Genomic DNA, 17,743 nt, shown 5'->3' on the forward strand with positions numbered 1-17,743 from the left:
TTACTGATACAGTCCTTCCGGATAAACGCCGTCATCTGTAAGTTTTTTGAATGCAGCCTGTACAGATGCCTTATCTTCCTGATAAGTAACACCAAACCACTCGTCCTTTGTCTCAAGAACGTCAACTGCTGCTTTCCCGGAATGGATCAGCTGGTCGATAAGCTCTGGAAGAAGATACTCTTTCTTGATGTCTCCCTCTTTGATCCCACCAAGGAACTCAATGAAACCTTTCTCAAGGATTTCCATAAATTCCGGTGTCAGTCCCCACATATTCATGGAAACAAGGCTCTTGGTATCCAGCGCTTCTGCTGTACCATCGTCATTTCTTGTCTCTGCGCCGTCTGCTGTCTTGAAGATGTTATGTGTCTCTGTAACGCCGACAAGCTTGCCGTCCTCAATATGGCACACACCTCTTGTAACGCTTCCGTTGTCGCTTAATGTATTTCCAAGGCGGAAACCTGCCATGCAGATGTGCATCGGGCCATCCTGCGGATGATCCTGTACCAGATAGTCGTGAACTTTTACGTAGGCCTCTTTTCCATAGTAGTCATCTGCATTGATAACAGCGAATGGCTCGGAAAGGACTTTCTTTGCTGCCAGTACGGCATGTCCGGTTCCCCATGGCTTGGTACGGTCTGCCGGTTTCCGGAAATCTCCCGGAAGATCATCGATCTCCTGGAATGCATAAGCAACCTCTGTAATCTTGGAGATACGGTCTCCGATCACTCTTTTGAACTCATCCTCAAGGTCTTTACGGATAATAAATACAACCTTGTTGAATCCTGCCTCCAGTGCATCATGGATAGAATAGTCCATAATGATCTCACCCTTCGGTCCTACCGGTGCAAGCTGCTTGATTCCTTTTCCAAAACGGCTGCCAATTCCGGCTGCCATGATTACCAGTGCTGTCTTTTTCATGTTTCGTTTCCTCCTGATTTATTATAGTTTTTTGAACTCTATCTCTGTAATTAACGATTACTCCTGTTCATTGAGCTTGGTCAGCTTCACTGCCTGGTCTGCCGCGATCAGGCTGTCGATGATCTCATCCAGATCTCCGTTAAGGATATTCTCAAGGCGATGAAGGGTCAGTTTGATCCTGTGGTCCGTCACACGTCCCTGCGGGAAGTTGTAGGTACGGATCTTCTCGGAACGGTCACCGGTACCGATCTGGCTTCTTCTTGCCTCTGCCTCAGCGTCATGCTGCTTGGCAAGTTCCATCTCATACAGACGGGAACGGAGCACGCGAAGTGCCTTGTCCTTGTTTTTGAGCTGAGATTTTTCATCCTGGCAGGAAATTACGATTCCTGTAGGGATATGGGTAAGACGTACCGCGGAGTCTGTAGTATTGACACACTGACCACCGTTTCCGGAAGCACGGAACACATCGAATTTACATTCATTGAGATCCAGATGGAAATCAATCTCTTCTGCTTCAGGCATGATGGCCACAGTACAGGTGGAAGTATGAATTCTTCCGCCGGATTCTGTCTCCGGTACTCGCTGTACGCGGTGTACACCGCTTTCGTATTTCAGTCTGGAATACGCACCCTCACCTTTGATCATGAAAGTAACTTCCTTGAAGCCGCCGATACCGTTCTCATTAAGGCTGAGCATCTCGGTTTTCCAGCGACGGGACTCTGCATATTTCACATACATACGATAGATCTCTGCCGCAAAGAGAGCCGCCTCATCACCGCCTGCACCTCCACGGATCTCAACGATAACGTTCTTGCTGTCATTAGGGTCTTTCGGAAGAAGAAGGATCTTCAGCTCATGCTCCAGCTCCTCCACTCTCTTTCTTGCGTCGGAAAGCTCCTCTTTCAGCATCTCACGCATCTCTTCGTCCTTCTCGCTCTCCAGCATGGAAAGACTGTCCTCGATGGTCTCTTTGTTTTTCTTGTATTCTTTATATGCGTCAACGATCGGCTGCAGGTCGCTCTGCTCTTTCATCAGCTTCTGAAAATGCGCCGGATCATCGGTTACTCCCGGTTCTCCCAGCTCATTGAGAAGCTCTTCAAAACGTACCAGCAGATCATCCAGTTTATCAAACATGTATTTCCTCCTGTTTCTGATACCTGTGAATCACAATTTTTACAAAGGCTTCTGCCCCATCACTACACGGTCAAGGCCCGGAAGATCTTTTACCACCTGAACCTTTTCAAAACCGGCATTTCTCAGCATTTCACTGACTGCCTCCCCCTGAGTGCAGCCAATCTCATACAGAAGCCATCCACCCGGCTTCAGGTATTTCCCTGCCTCTTTGGTGATCTTTCTGTAAAAATAAAGCCCATCCTCCATTCCGTCAAGAGCCTTTCTGGGGTCATGAAGACGGACTTCTTCCATTAATGTTTCAATTTCTTCTGTCGCGATATAAGGCGGGTTTGAAATAAGAATATCATATTTCCCACCCTCTTTTCCACCTTTTTCGCAAAAATACGGTGCCGAGAACAGATCACTTTCCAAAAAATCCGCCCGGTTCTCCACTTTCAGAAGGCTGGCGTTCTCTTTCGCCACCTCCAGTGCTTCCGGAGAAACGTCCACACCCGCACCACGGGCATCCTGCCGTTCCAGAAGAAGGCTTATGAGAATGCAGCCGGAGCCCGTACACATATCCAGGATCTCCGGTTTCTCCACATCCTCAAGGCATTTCAGACCTTCCTCCACCAGTGTCTCGGTGTCCTGTCTCGGGATGAGCACATTTTCGTTTACATAAAACTCATAGCCCATAAAAAAAGCCTGATGAGTCAGCTGCTGTACAGGAATATGTCCTGCCCGCCTGCCGATCAGCTCAAGATACTCTGCTGCGGTCTCATCAGACACCGGTTCATCACCATGTGCAAAATAGTATGCCCGGTTCTTTCCGGTCTTATATTCCAGAAGGAGCCAGGCATCCAGCCCGGCTTCTTCCAATCCGTTATCTTTCAGTATCGTTGTTCCTTTTTTGAGAAGTGACTCAAGAGTCTGCATGGCTTGTCTCCTCTGTCTCATAAGGGATATCCAGGTCAAATTCCTCTTTCAGATAAGCTCTCCAGTCAAAAACCGCCTCAACTGCCTTAATGGCTACTTCTGCCATATCTGCAGTTGGTTCCTTGGTGGTGAATTTCTGCATGGCAAGACCTGGTTTACTCATAATGTCCGCAAATTTACTGTCCGTTCTTCCTGCCCACTGGATGATCTCAAAAGAGATTCCCGCAACTACCGGTACCATAAGAAGTCTTCCAAACAGTCTTACCCAGTAAACCGGGACCAGCACAAACACAAAGTGCAGCACAATACTTACCAGCATGACCAGGAACAGAAAACTGGTTCCACAGCGCTTATGGAGCCTGGAACTCTTCAGTACGTTCTCCACAGTCAGTGGCAGTCCATGTTCCACACAGTTGATACATTTATGTTCCGCACCGTGGTACATAAAAGTTCTCTGGATATCCTTCATTCTAGAGATCAGGAACATATATCCCATAAACAGTGCCAGCTTTACAAAAGCTTCTACTACAGTAACCAGGAATTCCGAAGCGCCTACCTTGCGGATCAGACTGGCCAGTATATACGGAAGAAACATAAAAGCAGCCACAGATACTACCATAGAAACAGCTACCGTAATGTAAAGAAGCCACTTGAACTGCTTATCTTCTTTGGCTTTCTTTGCGGAAAGCTCCTCTTCTGTAAGCTGCTCATTCTTCTTCGCAGTTTCTTCATCTTCCTCGTCACCTGCGATCTCCGCAGAGTACATCAGGCATTTCGTGCCTACCACAAGAGAATCCACAAAACTTACCACACCACGGATGATGGGCTTCTTCAGAAACGCATGGTTTCCGAAGGTACATTTATAGTCTTCTACTTTCAGCTCGATCTCCTGGTCCGGACGGCGCACTGCGATAGAATATTTGTCCTTGTGGCGCATCATGATGCCTTCCATCACGGCCTGTCCGCCAATATTCGATGATTTCATTCATTCTCTCCTGTGCAAACTGAAAAAATTTTTCAGTTAAAGAAAGGTTGAGATTTCCCAACCTCAACCTTCTCATTTCCTGTATTCGCAATAATTACTTATTCAGGCCGTATTTCTTGTTGAACTTATCGATACGTCCACGAGCCTGTGTAGCCTTCTGCTGTCCTGTGTAGAACGGATGGCATTTGGAGCAGATCTCAACGTGGATGTCCTCTTTAGTAGAACCTGTTACGAAAGTGTTTCCGCAGTTGCAGGTTACAGTTGCCTGATAGTAGTTCGGATGGATTCCTTCTCTCATGATTTTCACCTCTCTATATAATTTAATATTATTCGTATACAATTGACGAATTCCATTTTAAACAGCTTGCTAAGTATAACACAGCTTTCCTGAAAATGCAAGGACTTTATAAAAATTTCTGTTTCTTTACAGTCTGTACCAGCTCCGCATTGGTCCTGGTTCTGGCAAAGGTATTCAGAATCTGTTCTACCGCCTCATCGGACTTCATTCCGTTGAGTGCTTTTCGCATAATATAAACAGCTTCCTGCTCATCCTTGCTGAGAAGAAGATCCTCTCTTCTGGTTCCGGATTTCTGGATATCGATGGCCGGGAATACACGTTTTTCCTGTAATTTACGGTCAAGGACAAGCTCCATATTACCGGTTCCCTTGAACTCCTCGTAGATGACATCGTCCATCTTGCTTCCGGTATCCACAAGTGCCGTTGCCAGAATCGTCAGGCTTCCGCCCTCACGCATATTACGGGCTGCGCCAAAAAATCTCTTAGGCATATGAAGGGCCGCCGGATCAAGACCACCGGATAAAGTCCTTCCACTTGGCGGGATAATCAGGTTATAGGCTCTGGCAAGTCGTGTAATGGAATCCAGAAGGATGATCACATCCTGTTTATGTTCTACCAGACGACGGGCACGCTCCACAACCATCTCGGAAACTCTCTTATGATGCTCCGGAAGTTCATCAAACGTGGAATAGATCACTTCCACATTAGGTCCCTGGATTGCTTCCTTGATATCGGTAACCTCCTCCGGACGCTCATCGATCAGAAGGATAATGAGATGCATATCTTTATTATTCTTAAGGATGGACTTTGCAACGTCCTTCAGAAGGGTTGTCTTACCGGCTTTCGGCGGAGATACGATCATTCCTCTCTGTCCCTTTCCGATAGGGCTGATCAGGTCTACAATGCGCATGGCAGTTGTACCGCCTGCACGCTCCATAACCAGTCTCTCATTAGGAAAGATCGGTGTCATATCTTCAAAATTATATCTTCTCTGGCCTTCACTCGGATGGAATCCATTGATGGAGGACACGTAAAGAAGTGCACTGAATTTCTCTCCCTGGGTCTTGATCCGGATATTTCCCTGGATGATATCACCGGTCTTTAAATTAAAGCGGCGGATCTGGGAAGGCGAAACATAAATATCGTTTTCACCAGGAAGATAGTTGGCACAGCGGATAAATCCATATCCATCCGGAAGTACCTCCAGGATCCCATTGGCTTTTTCACCACTGTCCAGCTGTGTGGATTCTGAAGGAACATTGCCATTCTCCGGACGCGCTTCTGCCTCGTGGCTGCCATCACGTGTATAAGCACGTTCTTCCTGTGCCGGCCTTCTGTAATTCTCCCTGTTATATGCACTGCGGTTGTAGCTTTCTCTGTTGTTCTCTCTGCGTCCGTTTATATTTCTGTGTTCCTGATCATTCCGCTCCGTACGATACTCTTTCCGTTCCTGCTGATTTTCAGATGCTGGACGGGTTCGATATTCATTTTTTTCATTTTCCTGTACTTTCTCTTTCAGAGAATTCTCACCCGCTGTATTTCCCGGTGTTTCTTCCGTCTTCTCCTTCACCGCTTCCTTTGCGTCTTCTTCCAGCATTCTCTCGATCAGTGCCGGTTTTCTCAAAGTAGAGATTCCCTTCATCCCTCTTGCCTTTGCCAGATCTTTCAGCACTGCCAGAGACAATGATTCATATTTTTCTCTCATAAATAAATCCTCTATTCTTGCTTAATTATGATAAATTGTAATTTTATAATGGAAATCTGATGCAGTCTGACATGACCGCACTGGTATCTGAACCGTTATGAAATATGATTATGATAATAATATACACTATTTTTGAAGCAATGCAAGAAATTTTTGTCGACAATGAATCTTCCGTTACCGGAAGGAGGGGCTGGATATCTCAAGTAACGAGAATGCGATGCGCAGTTATTCAAAAAATCCCCGGGATAAACTCCCGGGGATTCGGCTGTATAACTTATTATTTCCAGATTACCTTATAAACATTCATGATCTTGTTTACCTGTGCGTCTGTAACCTTTGACAGTGCATTGGTGATTGCTTCGTATGTCTGAGGACGCTGTGCCTTCAGTACAGAAGGATTCTCTGTATACTCCAGAACGGATTCTGCGAAGTACTCAGACGCATTCTGTGTTGCATAAGCCTTTCTGACACCTGTGAATTTAGATTTCTCACTGTTATAAACAGATGCGAAAGCTGCATTCTTATCTACATTACCAGCGATAAATGCAAGATAATGGCCAAGCTCATGGTAGATCGTATCATCCTCCACTTTAAGAGTGATCGTTCTTGATCTTCCATCAAAATATCCGGCGTAGGAAACGCTTGGATCAACAATGACGGTAAATCCCATCTTTGTAAATGCATTTAATACTCTGCTGTCCATCTGAGGTGCAATAGATGCTACATTGCTGACTGTGTATTTCTCTTTTTTAGCAGTTGTACTTCCTGCAGTAGTAGCATTCACAGTTGTAGATGCCGCTGCAACAACTGTTGTAGTTGTCTGCACTGTAGTGGTAACCTTCTGTGTCTGTACTACATTTTTAGATTTTTTGGTGTATTTCCGGCTTGTATCTGTCTGTACGGTTGTTGTTGTCTTTATGGTTGTAGTCTGATTTTTCTTGGTTGTCTTGTTTGTAGTTTTCTTGGTTGTCGGAAGTTTCTTGGTATAAGTCTTCGTAGCTGCTGCTTTTAACTTGATGTTCTTCTTGGTTGTCTTGCTGCTCTTGGTTGTCTTGGTTGTAACCTTCGGCTGTGAAGCAAGCGGTGTATCATCATCTTCAATCGTCTGCTCGACTACCGGATCTGTGTAATTCGGCAGTTCCGGCACCTGTGAGTCCTGCCATACCATTGCAAAGCTTCCTGCTGTGATCAGTGCAGCAGCTGCAATACATCCAGCTGCGATCTTCTTTTTCATAAAGAAATTTTTAAGGTTCATTTTTTTCATACTTTTCACACCTTTCTGAAAACGGACGTTCCGACCGTCATCCATATTCGGTGGCCGCAGAATTTACTGCATCAAAAAAACCGCTTATTTTAAATAAACGGCCGCGTCAACACATAAATCCTTTTCACCTGGATGCTGTCTGATTACGTCACTAAATCGGAATTTAATGCGGCAACCGGCTGTCATAGTCTTTCAATTGTGACCTTAGACCCTTGGCTTTGCGTCCCTGCTTTTCAACAGGTTTGCCTTTTATATGTATAGTATATGTTTTTTCTTTCGAAATGTCAACATTTTACTCCCTGTTCTCTCTGCTTGTTCTGTCTTTTTTTTTCATAATCTGCTATACTGTTATCTGTAAAAAAAGAAAAAAACATTATATGACAGGAGAACGGCAAATATGTCAAAAACTTTATCTGCCCGTCTCTTTTTTGTACTGCTGCTTTTCGGAACTGTGTTTTTTCTGACTGGCTGCGGGAATTCCGGAAGTTCCGGTGACAAGCCTCCGTCTTACTCACCAGCCCGTGTTCTCACTCCGGAGGCACCCGGTAAACAGACACTGGGAAGTTCCCCTCTGATCCTGGATATTTCCAATCAGGACCAGGGTTATATGACTGCCAGCTCCGACTCAGGAGATTCCCGTATGAATATACAGCTTACTTCCCCGTCCGGTGTCCTTTACTCCTATTTTCTGGAGCCGGAGGAACAGGCTGTTATTCCCTTTTCGGAAGGCTCCGGAGATTATTCCATTACCTGTTACCAGCAGGTAGACGGAAGCCAGTATGCCGCACTTTATGCAGAAACTCTTACTGTAAAACTTCAAAATGAGTTTCTTCCATTTCTGTATCCCAACCAGTATGTGGATTTTTCCGTCAAAAGTGAAGCCTGTACTCTGGCACAGTCACTGGTCAAAGATGGTATGAACGATGTGGAAATCCTGAAAGCTTTTTATACATATGTCACAGAACATATCACCTACGATTACGATAAGGCAGATTCTGTAGAGGCCGGATATCTTCCTGATGTAGACGAAACCCTTCAGTCAGGCACCGGCATCTGCTTTGATTATGCAGCACTGACTGCGGCAATGCTTCGAAGTCAGGATATTCCCTGCAAACTTGAGATTGGCTATTCCGGCGACATCAAGCATGCCTGGATCGATGTCTACATCCAGAACAAAGGCTGGGTAACAAAAGCAATCTCCTTTAACGGAGATACATGGAAACTTATGGACCCAACCTTTGATGCCAACAGCAACGGCAATGAAGCGATCCAGGAATATATCGGAGACGAAAGCAACTACACGGTACAGTATACACACTGACCAACCACCCGCAAAAAAGGAGACTTTATTATGAAATCTAAACTGACAGCCCGGGAATTATCCAATTTCTGCGGGCAGATGGGAATACTGCTGCATTCCGGCATATCAACAACAGAAGGACTCCATATCCTCTGTGAAGAAAGCAAAACCGACACAGATCGTGAGATTCTGAAGCCACTTATCAATTCCATGGAAAAAAACGGTTCTCTTTCCCAGGCTCTTGAGGATTCCGGCTGTTTTCCAAAAGCTATGACCGCCTATATAAAAACAGGCGAAGAAACCGGTTGTCTGGATGAGATCATGACAAGCCTCTCCCGGCATTATGATCAGGAGCAGGAAATTTCCCAGCAGATACGAAGTGCAGTCACCTATCCGCTGATCATGCTTGGAATGATGGCAGTAGTAATCCTGGTTCTTCTTGTAAAAGTTCTCCCCGTGTTCCAGCAGGTCTTTCATCAGATGGGTCTGGAAATGAACGGAATCTCACAGGGACTTTTAAATGCCGGCAATATGATCAGTCGCTATTCTGCTGTTTTTCTGATTCTTGCAGTACTTCTCATTGGCTGCATTCTTTTTTTCAGTCTCACAGAAAAAGGTCATGCCAAACTTCGAAAATTGGTCACACATCTTCCTGTTTTTTGTGAGATTCCTGTTGCCATGGATTACAGCCGTCTGGCGCAGGGACTGTCTCTGGGGCTTCGAAGCGGTCTTTCTCCGGAAACCAGTCTTGAGCTTACAGAAGCAATGCTCACACAACCGGAAATTCTTGAGAAGCTCCGAAAAACTTCCGAACTTCTGAACAACGGGGAAGCTTTTTCAAAGGCTCTGACAGAGTCCGAACTGTTCAGTGGCATGGAGGGACGTCTGATCAGTATTTCCTTCTACTCCGGAACCAGTGACGAAACTTTTCGCAGGCTGTCTCAGCAGTACACAGAAAAATCCATAGATCTGATCTCTCAGGCAGTATCTGTTGTGGAACCAACTATTGTGATCCTGCTTTCCCTGCTTGTAGGACTTGTCCTGCTTTCCGTAATGATGCCGCTTCTGGGAATCCTTTCAGATTTTGCGATATAAGGTGGTGACAACATGGAACTTTTTGAAAGTCGACGAAAAAAAATTTTCCGGGGGCTTCTGCTTCTTTTTCCTGTATTTCTTCTGATATTTGCCTGTATTCTGTTTGTAGCGGGCGTCAGTCATACATCCGGCCAGGCTCTCGTGAAAGAACAGGATGCTCTGGAGCAGGCATTAAAGAACAGTGCTGTCCGCAGCTACGCCATGACCGGTGAATATCCTGAAGATCTTGCACAGCTCCTTAATGATTACCATATCACCTATGACAAAAACCGATTTATCGTAGAATATATCCCCAACGGTTCCAATCTCCTGCCTTCTATCAGCGTTATTGCGCGTCCTGGCAGTTCGAAAGGAGGCGCTTCTTCATGAAACTGAAAAAAAATACCGGCCATTCCATATCCTCTCTTTTTTCACTCCTTCTGTTCAGTGTTTTTGCGCTGTTTCTTATGCTGATGCTGTTGTTCTCCGCAAGAGTTTACCAGCAGACTGTAAAACAGACGGATTCCGATTCCGGGCTTGGGACTGCCATCACCTATCTGACGACCAAATTCCGGCAGCATGACCAGGCCGACGGGATTTTCTCAGGTTCCCTGGATGATATCCCTGCACTTTGTTTTCGGGACACACTGAAGGGAAAAGATTATATTACCTATATTTATCTAAAAGATGGAAATCTTACAGAACTTTTCACCGTTGCGGATTCTCAGGCAAGCGCATCGGCCGGTACTTCCATTTCTCAGCTTTCGGATTTTCAGGCAGAAAACCTGGATAATGGTTTTTACCGCATTTCCCTGAAAAGTGCAACCGGAATCTCTGCACACTTTCTGCTGCACAGCACAGCCGAATCTTCCGTTACCGGTACAGATGCAGGCAAAAAGGAGGCATCATGAAGAAATCACAGCATAATTCCAGTACCAGTCTTTTTCTTATGGAAATGATCCTGGCGCTTTTATTTCTTTCTCTCTGCTCGGCTGCCTGCATTCAGATTTTTGCGGCAGCCCGTAAAAACCGTATACAGGCAGAACAGTGGAATCAGATTCAGGCACTCACCACTTCTGTGGGAGAAGCACTGGAAGGCAGCAATGGATCTCCCAAACAGCTTCTTGCTCTTCTTCCGGATGGCACACAGACCGACAACAGCCTGATCTGGTATTACGACCATTCCTGGCAGAACTGTTCCAGAGATGAGGCAGATTACGAAATGGTTTTCGTTTTGTCCACAACCTCCTCTGAAAAATCCGGAGAGCTTTCCTTCCGCAATATCCCGGAAAATACTTTGCTTTATCAGATCACCTTAAATTTTCCTGACTGTGGCAACGGAAAGGAGGAAATCCATTGAAACAAAAACATACTTTTTTCGTAACAGTAGGAATTCCTTCGCTGTTTCTGATCTTTTCCGTACTTTGCCTCTGTGTACTAGCTTTGCTTACTCTTTCCAGTTCACGGACCAGTTTAACAACAGCCAGACATTCCATGGAACAGACAGAAAAATATTATTCAGCCTGCAGTGAGGCTACCGAGCGTGTAGCCGATATCCGCAGTACACTGGCCGGATATTTGGCATCCGCAGAAGATAAAGCGGAATATTTTTCCCAGGTGAAGACTTTTGCAGATACGCAACAGGATCTTGTCTGGAATTCCTCTGATCACACCCTGTCTTTTTCCACGAAATTTGCCGACAGTCAGCAGCTTTCGGTGATACTTGAGATTTTTTATCCAGGAAAGACCGAAACCTCCGTATTGAAGATCCTTCAGTGGAGCACAGAATCTAATGGCACCTGGAATCCTGACAATCATCAAAATCTATTTAAAGGAGAGTGAACAAATGGATACTCCAATTCCTGAATTTCTTGCAGAAGCTGCCAATAAACGGGTCTCCGATATTTTTATCATCGCAGGCCGTCCTCTGGCCGAAAAAATTGATGGCCACCTTTTCAGCAGTGGTGACCGATTGATGCCAGCCGAAACGGAAGCACTTCTGCGCACCATCTATACACTTGCGGAAAACCGTGATATATCCCGGCTTCTGGAAACCGGTGACGATGACTTTTCGTTTTCCATTCCCGGCGTCTCCCGTTTCCGTGTCAACGCTTATAAACAGCGTGGTTCCCTGGCTGCCGTGATCCGTGTGATCGCCTTCCGGCTGCCGGATCCTGCAGAGCTTTCCATTCCGGAAGATGTGATGAGTGTTTCTGATTATACACGCGGCATGGTCCTTGTCACCGGTTCTGCCGGAAGCGGTAAATCTACCACTATGGCCTGCCTCATTGACCGGATTAACCACACCCGGGAAGGCCACATTATTACCCTGGAAGATCCTCTGGAATATCTTCACCGCCATGACCGCTGCATTGTCAGCCAGCGAGAGATCTGCACCGACACCGAGAGTTACTTGACTTCTCTTCGTGCCACCCTCCGCCAGAGCCCCGATGTAATCCTTCTGGGTGAGATGCGTGATTATGAAACCATACAAACCGCCATGACTGCCGCAGAAACCGGCCATCTGGTTCTTTCCAGTCTGCATACTCTGGGCGCTGCCAACACCATCGAGCGTATCATGGATGTCTTTGAACCTTCCCAGCAGCGTCAGATCGCTATCCAGCTTTCCATGGTCCTTCAGGCGGTTATTTCCCAGCAGCTGATCCCGGATGTGGACGGCCGCAACATTCCTGTTTTTGAGATCATGCGCCTGACACCTGCCATCCGAAATATGATCCGTGACAACAAAGTCCACCAGATCGAAGGCGTAATCTCCACTTCCAGCCAGGATCAGATGCGTTCCATGGACCAGAGTCTTCTGGAATTATACAAAAAAGGCCGTATCACTAAGGATACAGCCGTGAGCTATGCAATGAATCCGGATATGCTGAAACGCCGGCTTATGTAACAATGCCTGAAAATACAAAATTCCTCATCACCTACCAGACTTCGTGACAGTGATGAGGAATTTTTATTTTTCTTAATCAGTGCACTACATTTCCTACAATTCCATAGGAAACAATATACATAATCGCACTTGCCATAAAAAGTCCGCACAGGATCGCAATGGAGGATTTTTTGATATCCACCTCAAGAAGAGATGCGATCAGTGCACCGGTCCAAGCACCGGTGCCAGGAAGGGGGATTCCCACAAACAGCAGAAGTCCCAGAAATTCATAGCGTTTGATCTGATCACTTTTTCCCATGGCTCTGTTTTCCATTTTTATGATCAGACCCCTGAACAGTTTTGTTTTTTTCATCCATTTAAAGATCTGCCGGATAAAAAGCAGGATAAACGGAATCGGGATAATGTTTCCCACGATACAGATCGGCAATGCTTTTGCCGCTGAGATCTTCAGCAGAGAGGCTGCCAGAAGACCGCCTCGAAGCTCCAGGATCGGGATCATTGAAATGATGAACACAGCTCCCTCCGGAGAGATAAACTGTGAGAGATGGTTTGAAAACCACTGTACCAGTACTTCCATAGTACCTCCTTAATATTTATTTCTGCAGATATTCCTTCAGGAATTCCACCAGTTTTTTCATCTCCTTATCGGTACCGATGGTGATGCGGAGATGATTGTCGATTCTGTCCTTCGGGAAATATCTCACATAGATATGTTTCTCCCTGAGTGCTCCGAAGAGCTTTTTTGCCGGACAGCTCTCATGTGTGGCAAAGATGAAGTTCGCCTTGGAATCCTGGAAAGAAAATCCCAGTTTCTTAAGCTCTGTCTTTGTCCACTCTCTTGTTGTAATGATCTTATTACAACACTCTTCAAAATATGCCTGATCTTTCATAGATGCCACACCGGCCGCAATGGTGGTACGGTCCATGGTGTAGGAGTTGAAGGAATATTTCACATCATTGAGATATTTGATCAGTTCCGGATTTCCGAAGGCATAACCGATACGCATGCCCGCCAGAGATCTGGATTTGGAAAAGGTCTGCACAACAAGAAGATTGTCATATTTCTCGATCAGCGGCAGTGCGGAAGTGGCTCCGAAATCCACATAAGCCTCATCTACGATCACAATGCTCTCCGGATTTTTTGCTACGATCTCCTCGATCTCGGAAAGAGGCATTTCCACACCGGTAGGTGCATTGGGGTTCGGGAATACGATTCCGCCGTTTTCGCGGAAATAATCTTCTTTCCGGATATGGAACTCTTCATCCAGTGCCGGACGCTCATAAGGGATCCGGAAAAGATCGGCCCATACATCATAGAAAGAATAGGTGATATCCGGGAACAGGATGGGTTTCTCTGAATTAAAAAATGTCAGGAAACACATTGCCAGTACATCATCAGATCCAACGCCTGTAAATACCTGCTCGTCCTTCAGCCCGTAAAACGCAGCAATGCTGTGTACCAGGTCTCCGGCTGTCGGGTCCGGATAAAGTCTCAGAGTGTCGGTATCAAGGGCTTTCAGTGCCTTCTCCACACCCGGGGCCGGTGAATATGGATTCTCGTTTGTATTCAGTTTGATCATACCGCTCTCGTTTGGCTGCTCGCCAGGAGTATACGGCACTACTTTTCGTATATTAGCTTCCCATGGTTTCATGCTGTGCTTGACCTCCTATCATATTCTTTTGCTATTGTACTCACTGGAAGGACATTTGTCAAAGGGTAATACCACCTGTCAGATGCAAAAAGACACCCGTACCGGGTTACAGGGTACGGGTGTCTGATTTATTTTCTTAACTTATGAAGGGCTGTTCTGGTCTGTATCGGACGGATATCCGTGCTGTATCTGTAATCAGATACGTGCTACGCCTGTTGCTTTTGCTGCCTCTGCTACTGCTTTGGCTACAGCCGGTCCGACTCTCTTGTCGAATGCCTTCGGAATGATATACTCCGGAGAAAGCTCCTCGTCTGTGATCAGATCTGCAAGAGCCTTGGAAGCTGCGATCTTCATCTCATCGTTGATATCGCTTGCTCTTACGTCAAATGCACCACGGAAGATTCCAGGGAATGCAAGAACGTTGTTGATCTGGTTCGGGAAGTCACTTCTTCCTGTGGAGATAACCTTAGCTCCGCCTGCTTTTGCGTCATCCGGGAAGATCTCCGGTGTCGGGTTCGCGCATGCGAAGATGATGGCATCTTTGTTCATGGTCTTAACCATCTCTGTTGTAACTGCTCCAGGAGCGGAAACACCGATAAATACATCAGCGCCAACAAGCATATCTGCAAGGGAGCCCTGTTTCTTCTGAAGGTTTGTGAGCTTGCTCATCTCTTCTTTAACCGGGTTCATTCCCTCTGTACGTCCCTCATAGATGGCACCCTTTCTGTCGCAGAGTGTAACATCCTTAAAGCCGGCTTTCAGGAGAAGTCTGCAGATGGAGATTGCTGCAGCACCTGCACCGTTCATAACGATACGTACTTCCTCTTTCTTCTTTCCAACAACTTTCAGAGCGTTTGTAAGACCTGCAAGTGTGATAACTGCAGTTCCGTGCTGATCATCATGGAAGATCGGGATATCACATTTCTCTTTCAGTTTTTTCTCGATCTCAAAGCATCTCGGAGCGGAGATATCCTCAAGGTTAACACCACCGAAGGATCCGGAGATCATGTAAATAGTATTTACGATCTCGTCTACATCATGGCTCTTAATGCAAAGCGGGAATGCGTCTACATCACCGAATGCCTTGAAAAGCACACATTTACCTTCCATTACAGGCATACCAGCTTCCGGTCCAATGTCACCAAGACCAAGAACTGCGGAACCATCTGTTACAACAAGACACATATTCCATCTTCTTGTAAGTTCGTAGGATTTATTGATATCTTTCTGGATCTCAAGGCAAGGCTGAGCTACACCTGGTGTATATGCAAGAGAAAGGTCGTCTTTATTCTCAACCGGAACTCTTGTAACAACCTCGATCTTACCTTTCCAATCTCCGTGCAGTCTTAATGACTCTTTTGCATAATCCATTTTCTTTTCCTCCTTGGATAATTATGATATATTTCATTTCAAAAGGATTACCTGAATTAATAATTACCATTGAAGAATTTACTGTCCTTCGGAAGCTCATAGCCTTCAAAATAAGAGCCAAAATCAAGCTTCAGATAACTACAGAGATCAGCAAGCTCTACCATGGTATTGTCGTTGACCGGAATGCCATTCTCTTTTCTGTCTTTTTCAGCAGCTACCTCTTTCTCGCCGTGTGTATAGATCCTGTCCTGACCGTCTGCCTTCGGGCTCTCCCGAAGTGCCTCAAGGTATTCTGAAAAATGCTTGCGGATCGCATCCGGATCTCCGAATGCCGCCGGGTTGATCGCCATAAATCCATGGCAGATACCGGTCTTATCCGGGAATGTACAGCACTTGTCGGAGGTAACGCCCATGGAAAGAATAGAGCTGAACAGCTCACAGAGCATTCCATAGCCATATCCCTTATGGCTTCCGCTGACTTCCTCGTTTCCGCCGAGAGGCATGATCCCGCCGCCCTTCTTGGCTACGATGTTTGCAAGTACATCCGGTGCATTATTGCTGGCATGACCGTTTTTGTCAAGTGCCCAGCCATCCGGAAGAGGCTTGCCCATCTTATTATACATTTCCAGTTTACCTCTGGTTACAACTGTCGTAGAACAGTCAAAGAAAAACGGATACGGATCTGCAGGCATAGAAACTGCGATCGGGTTGGAGCCCAGCATAGCCTTTCTTCCGAAGGTCGGTACCATGATCGCCTCGGAGTTGGTGCATGCCATTCCAAGAAGTCCTTCATGGCAGGCCATGTTCGCATAATATCCTGCAATACCGAAATGGTTGGAATTTCGTACACTTACGATTCCCACACCAGTTGTCTTCGCCTTCTCAATTGCCTTTTCCATGGCAAAATGGCTGATCAGCTGGCCCATTCCATTATGTCCGTCTATCACAGCTGAAATCGGTGTCTCAAAAACAACTTCCGGTTTCGCCTGGGGATGGATCGTCCCCTTCTCGATTCCTTTATGGTAACGAACCATTCTCTGCATTCCGTGGCTCTCGATCCCATACAGATCAGCAGTCAGAAGAACATCTTTAATGATGCTTCCTTCTTCCTCAGAAAAGCCAAACGCTTTGAAAACGTCTCCGCAGAAATGGTTCAGTGTGTCATAACTCCATTTTACATATCCCATAATCGTAAGTCCTTTCTCCTGATATTTCCGGCAGGTTACTGCCATAATACCAAACTTTTTTGGTATTACCAATACAGTCCCTATTATAGCACTCGGTCTTACCAAAATCAATAGTGGTCTTACCAGATCAACGGGATTTTTACTGAAATTTTATTTAATTTTTGTCAGGTGGATCAGCGATGAAATACAAGGCTGTTCTCACCCTGCTGCTGTGCGATCTCAATTATATATTTCTCAATGGTTTCCATATGTTCGCGCATCAGCTTCTCCGCCTGGTTCCGGTCTCCGGAAATAATGGCTTCCACCAGTCTTCTGTGCTGGTCATCCACCTCAAGAGCGGAATTATGTTTCTGCATAATATAGGCTCGAGTACCGGAAATGATCTCCTCTGTCAGCTGTGCTGCCGCATCCAGAACATTATAGATCATAGGATTTCCTGCGATCCTGCCGATCTTCGTATGAAGCTTCTTATCAAGACCTGCACGAGCTTTCTCATCCTCTGCGCTCTCCAGCTGTGCCAGAATGGAACGCAGATCTAATGCGTCCTTCTCCGTACAATTCCCGGCTGCAAGAAGAGCAGCCTCCTGCTCCAGCGCAGAACGAAGCTCCTGCACCTGCTGTACATGGCTGTTATTCAGCTGAAAAAGAAGGGCCAGTGGTGCTGAAAGCCACTGATCCATATTCTCGGTGATATAGTTGGCTCCGCCGCGGACCGTTGTGACAATTCCCATCAGCTCCAGTGCCCGCAGGACTTCACGGACAGCAGGTCTGGAAACTCCCAGTGATTCTGCCATAACACGTTCCGCAGGTAAAGTGTCCCCCGGCTTCAGTTCTCCCCGCCGGATATTTTCTATGATCTGCGCTAATATTCCGTCAAATGCTCGTTCTTCTGTAATCTTTGTAAACATGTCGTCCGTTTCGGCCGCCTTCCTTTATTATTGTGTTGCCTTCCTTTACATAAAAATCCCGGAATATAGACAAGTGGATATTTACCATTCTCAGTCATCATGCAGTTCTGCACCAAATGATCGC

General features: G+C 46.0%; 19 protein-coding genes and 1 riboswitch. Of the genes, 7 read left to right on the forward strand and 12 right to left on the reverse strand.

The window, feature by feature from the left end:
- The 7 genes from G5B12_RS08575 to G5B12_RS17460 all read right to left on the reverse strand — a co-directional run bounded on the left by G5B12_RS08575 (nt 1) and on the right by G5B12_RS17460 (nt 7,219).
- Nucleotides 1-918 carry a nucleotidyltransferase family protein gene (locus G5B12_RS08575; RefSeq protein ID WP_118061878.1) on the reverse strand — a complete coding sequence of 306 codons (918 nt, stop codon included), beginning with the start codon at nt 916-918 and terminating at the stop codon, nt 1-3.
- Nucleotides 919-975: 57 nt separating this feature from the next.
- Entirely contained in the window at nt 976-2,052 is a 1,077-nt protein-coding gene (gene prfA, locus G5B12_RS08580; protein WP_021976368.1) for a peptide chain release factor 1, read from the reverse strand.
- Between the two features lie 39 nt (nt 2,053-2,091).
- Nucleotides 2,092-2,967 (reverse strand): peptide chain release factor N(5)-glutamine methyltransferase, encoded by an 876-nt coding sequence (gene prmC / locus G5B12_RS08585; protein ID WP_021976367.1) that lies wholly within the window; start codon nt 2,965-2,967, stop codon nt 2,092-2,094.
- Complete coding sequence (locus G5B12_RS08590) at nt 2,954-3,952, reverse strand: DUF1385 domain-containing protein (protein ID WP_021976366.1); 999 nt, start codon at nt 3,950-3,952, stop codon at nt 2,954-2,956. The genes prmC and G5B12_RS08590 overlap by 14 nt, the downstream gene beginning before the upstream one ends.
- Nucleotides 3,953-4,046: 94 nt before the next feature.
- On the reverse strand, nt 4,047-4,250 hold the full coding sequence (gene rpmE, locus G5B12_RS08595) for a 50S ribosomal protein L31 (RefSeq protein ID WP_015526151.1): 204 nt from the start codon (nt 4,248-4,250) through the stop codon (nt 4,047-4,049).
- A gap of 106 nt (nt 4,251-4,356) precedes the next feature.
- Nucleotides 4,357-5,955 carry a transcription termination factor Rho gene (gene rho, locus G5B12_RS08600; RefSeq protein ID WP_021976365.1) on the reverse strand — a complete coding sequence of 533 codons (1,599 nt, stop codon included), beginning with the start codon at nt 5,953-5,955 and terminating at the stop codon, nt 4,357-4,359.
- 277 nt (nt 5,956-6,232) lie between these two features.
- A complete protein-coding gene (locus tag G5B12_RS17460) occupies nt 6,233-7,219 on the reverse strand; it encodes an anthrax toxin lethal factor-related metalloendopeptidase (protein ID WP_244096068.1) in 987 nt (328 codons plus the stop codon).
- 167 nt (nt 7,220-7,386) lie between these two features.
- A riboswitch (cyclic di-GMP riboswitch) is annotated at nt 7,387-7,476 on the reverse strand.
- Nucleotides 7,477-7,616: 140 nt separating this feature from the next.
- Here G5B12_RS17460 and G5B12_RS08610 point away from each other — a divergent pair.
- From G5B12_RS08610 to G5B12_RS08640, 7 genes are read left to right on the forward strand one after another with little or no spacing between them, the layout of a single operon-like run.
- Complete coding sequence (locus G5B12_RS08610) at nt 7,617-8,540, forward strand: transglutaminase-like domain-containing protein (RefSeq protein ID WP_174088057.1); 924 nt, start codon at nt 7,617-7,619, stop codon at nt 8,538-8,540.
- A 30-nt stretch (nt 8,541-8,570) separates the two neighbouring features.
- On the forward strand, nt 8,571-9,614 hold the full coding sequence (locus G5B12_RS08615; protein WP_021976362.1) for a type II secretion system F family protein: 1,044 nt from the start codon (nt 8,571-8,573) through the stop codon (nt 9,612-9,614).
- A gap of 12 nt (nt 9,615-9,626) precedes the next feature.
- Nucleotides 9,627-9,983, forward strand: a complete 357-nt coding sequence (locus G5B12_RS08620) for a hypothetical protein (RefSeq protein ID WP_118061877.1) — start codon at nt 9,627-9,629, stop codon at nt 9,981-9,983.
- Nucleotides 9,980-10,504 carry a DUF4860 domain-containing protein gene (locus G5B12_RS08625; RefSeq protein WP_174088058.1) on the forward strand — a complete coding sequence of 175 codons (525 nt, stop codon included), beginning with the start codon at nt 9,980-9,982 and terminating at the stop codon, nt 10,502-10,504. Before G5B12_RS08620 ends, G5B12_RS08625 begins: the two co-directional genes overlap by 4 nt.
- Nucleotides 10,501-10,953 (forward strand): hypothetical protein, encoded by a 453-nt coding sequence (locus G5B12_RS08630; protein WP_021976359.1) that lies wholly within the window; start codon nt 10,501-10,503, stop codon nt 10,951-10,953. Before G5B12_RS08625 ends, G5B12_RS08630 begins: the two co-directional genes overlap by 4 nt.
- Nucleotides 10,950-11,435 carry a hypothetical protein gene (locus G5B12_RS08635; RefSeq protein ID WP_021976358.1) on the forward strand — a complete coding sequence of 162 codons (486 nt, stop codon included), beginning with the start codon at nt 10,950-10,952 and terminating at the stop codon, nt 11,433-11,435. The genes G5B12_RS08630 and G5B12_RS08635 overlap by 4 nt, the downstream gene beginning before the upstream one ends.
- Nucleotides 11,436-11,439: 4 nt before the next feature.
- Nucleotides 11,440-12,501 (forward strand): type IV pilus twitching motility protein PilT, encoded by a 1,062-nt coding sequence (locus tag G5B12_RS08640; protein ID WP_021976357.1) that lies wholly within the window; start codon nt 11,440-11,442, stop codon nt 12,499-12,501.
- Nucleotides 12,502-12,577: 76 nt separating this feature from the next.
- On the opposite strand, the gene G5B12_RS08645 is transcribed toward G5B12_RS08640, so the two are convergent.
- The 5 genes from G5B12_RS08645 to G5B12_RS08665 all read right to left on the reverse strand — a co-directional run bounded on the left by G5B12_RS08645 (nt 12,578) and on the right by G5B12_RS08665 (nt 17,619).
- Nucleotides 12,578-13,078: a COG2426 family protein gene (locus G5B12_RS08645; RefSeq protein ID WP_021976356.1), complete on the reverse strand. Its 501-nt coding sequence runs from the start codon at nt 13,076-13,078 to the stop codon at nt 12,578-12,580.
- Nucleotides 13,079-13,094: 16 nt separating this feature from the next.
- Entirely contained in the window at nt 13,095-14,153 is a 1,059-nt protein-coding gene (hisC, locus tag G5B12_RS08650) for a histidinol-phosphate transaminase (protein WP_021976355.1), read from the reverse strand.
- Between the two features lie 195 nt (nt 14,154-14,348).
- On the reverse strand, nt 14,349-15,524 hold the full coding sequence (locus G5B12_RS08655; protein WP_174088059.1) for an NAD(P)-dependent malic enzyme: 1,176 nt from the start codon (nt 15,522-15,524) through the stop codon (nt 14,349-14,351).
- A gap of 56 nt (nt 15,525-15,580) precedes the next feature.
- On the reverse strand, nt 15,581-16,756 hold the full coding sequence (locus tag G5B12_RS08660) for an Ldh family oxidoreductase (RefSeq protein ID WP_330384714.1): 1,176 nt from the start codon (nt 16,754-16,756) through the stop codon (nt 15,581-15,583).
- A 128-nt stretch (nt 16,757-16,884) separates the two neighbouring features.
- Nucleotides 16,885-17,619, reverse strand: coding sequence for a FadR/GntR family transcriptional regulator (locus G5B12_RS08665; RefSeq protein WP_118070577.1), 735 nt, complete (start codon nt 17,617-17,619; stop codon nt 16,885-16,887).
- Between the last annotated feature and the right edge of the window lie 124 nt (nt 17,620-17,743).

Source organism: Blautia sp. MSK.20.85, from assembly GCF_013317245.1.
Classification (GTDB): domain Bacteria; phylum Bacillota; class Clostridia; order Lachnospirales; family Lachnospiraceae; genus Blautia_A.

Coding starts and splice junctions, on each gene's coding strand:
- G5B12_RS08575 (WP_118061878.1), bottom strand. CDS start 918: ATGAAAAAGACAGCACTGGTAATCATGGCAGCCGGAATTGGCAGCCGT.
- prfA (WP_021976368.1), bottom strand. CDS start 2,052: ATGTTTGATAAACTGGATGATCTGCTGGTACGTTTTGAAGAGCTTCTC.
- prmC (WP_021976367.1), bottom strand. CDS start 2,967: ATGCAGACTCTTGAGTCACTTCTCAAAAAAGGAACAACGATACTGAAA.
- G5B12_RS08590 (WP_021976366.1), bottom strand. CDS start 3,952: ATGAAATCATCGAATATTGGCGGACAGGCCGTGATGGAAGGCATCATG.
- rpmE (WP_015526151.1), bottom strand. CDS start 4,250: ATGAGAGAAGGAATCCATCCGAACTACTATCAGGCAACTGTAACCTGC.
- rho (WP_021976365.1), bottom strand. CDS start 5,955: ATGAGAGAAAAATATGAATCATTGTCTCTGGCAGTGCTGAAAGATCTG.
- G5B12_RS17460 (WP_244096068.1), bottom strand. CDS start 7,219: ATGAAAAAAATGAACCTTAAAAATTTCTTTATGAAAAAGAAGATCGCA.
- G5B12_RS08610 (WP_174088057.1), top strand. CDS start 7,617: ATGTCAAAAACTTTATCTGCCCGTCTCTTTTTTGTACTGCTGCTTTTC.
- G5B12_RS08615 (WP_021976362.1), top strand. CDS start 8,571: ATGAAATCTAAACTGACAGCCCGGGAATTATCCAATTTCTGCGGGCAG.
- G5B12_RS08620 (WP_118061877.1), top strand. CDS start 9,627: ATGGAACTTTTTGAAAGTCGACGAAAAAAAATTTTCCGGGGGCTTCTG.
- G5B12_RS08625 (WP_174088058.1), top strand. CDS start 9,980: ATGAAACTGAAAAAAAATACCGGCCATTCCATATCCTCTCTTTTTTCA.
- G5B12_RS08630 (WP_021976359.1), top strand. CDS start 10,501: ATGAAGAAATCACAGCATAATTCCAGTACCAGTCTTTTTCTTATGGAA.
- G5B12_RS08640 (WP_021976357.1), top strand. CDS start 11,440: ATGGATACTCCAATTCCTGAATTTCTTGCAGAAGCTGCCAATAAACGG.
- G5B12_RS08645 (WP_021976356.1), bottom strand. CDS start 13,078: ATGGAAGTACTGGTACAGTGGTTTTCAAACCATCTCTCACAGTTTATC.
- hisC (WP_021976355.1), bottom strand. CDS start 14,153: ATGAAACCATGGGAAGCTAATATACGAAAAGTAGTGCCGTATACTCCT.
- G5B12_RS08655 (WP_174088059.1), bottom strand. CDS start 15,524: ATGGATTATGCAAAAGAGTCATTAAGACTGCACGGAGATTGGAAAGGT.
- G5B12_RS08660 (WP_330384714.1), bottom strand. CDS start 16,756: ATGGCAGTAACCTGCCGGAAATATCAGGAGAAAGGACTTACGATTATG.
- G5B12_RS08665 (WP_118070577.1), bottom strand. CDS start 17,619: ATGTTTACAAAGATTACAGAAGAACGAGCATTTGACGGAATATTAGCG.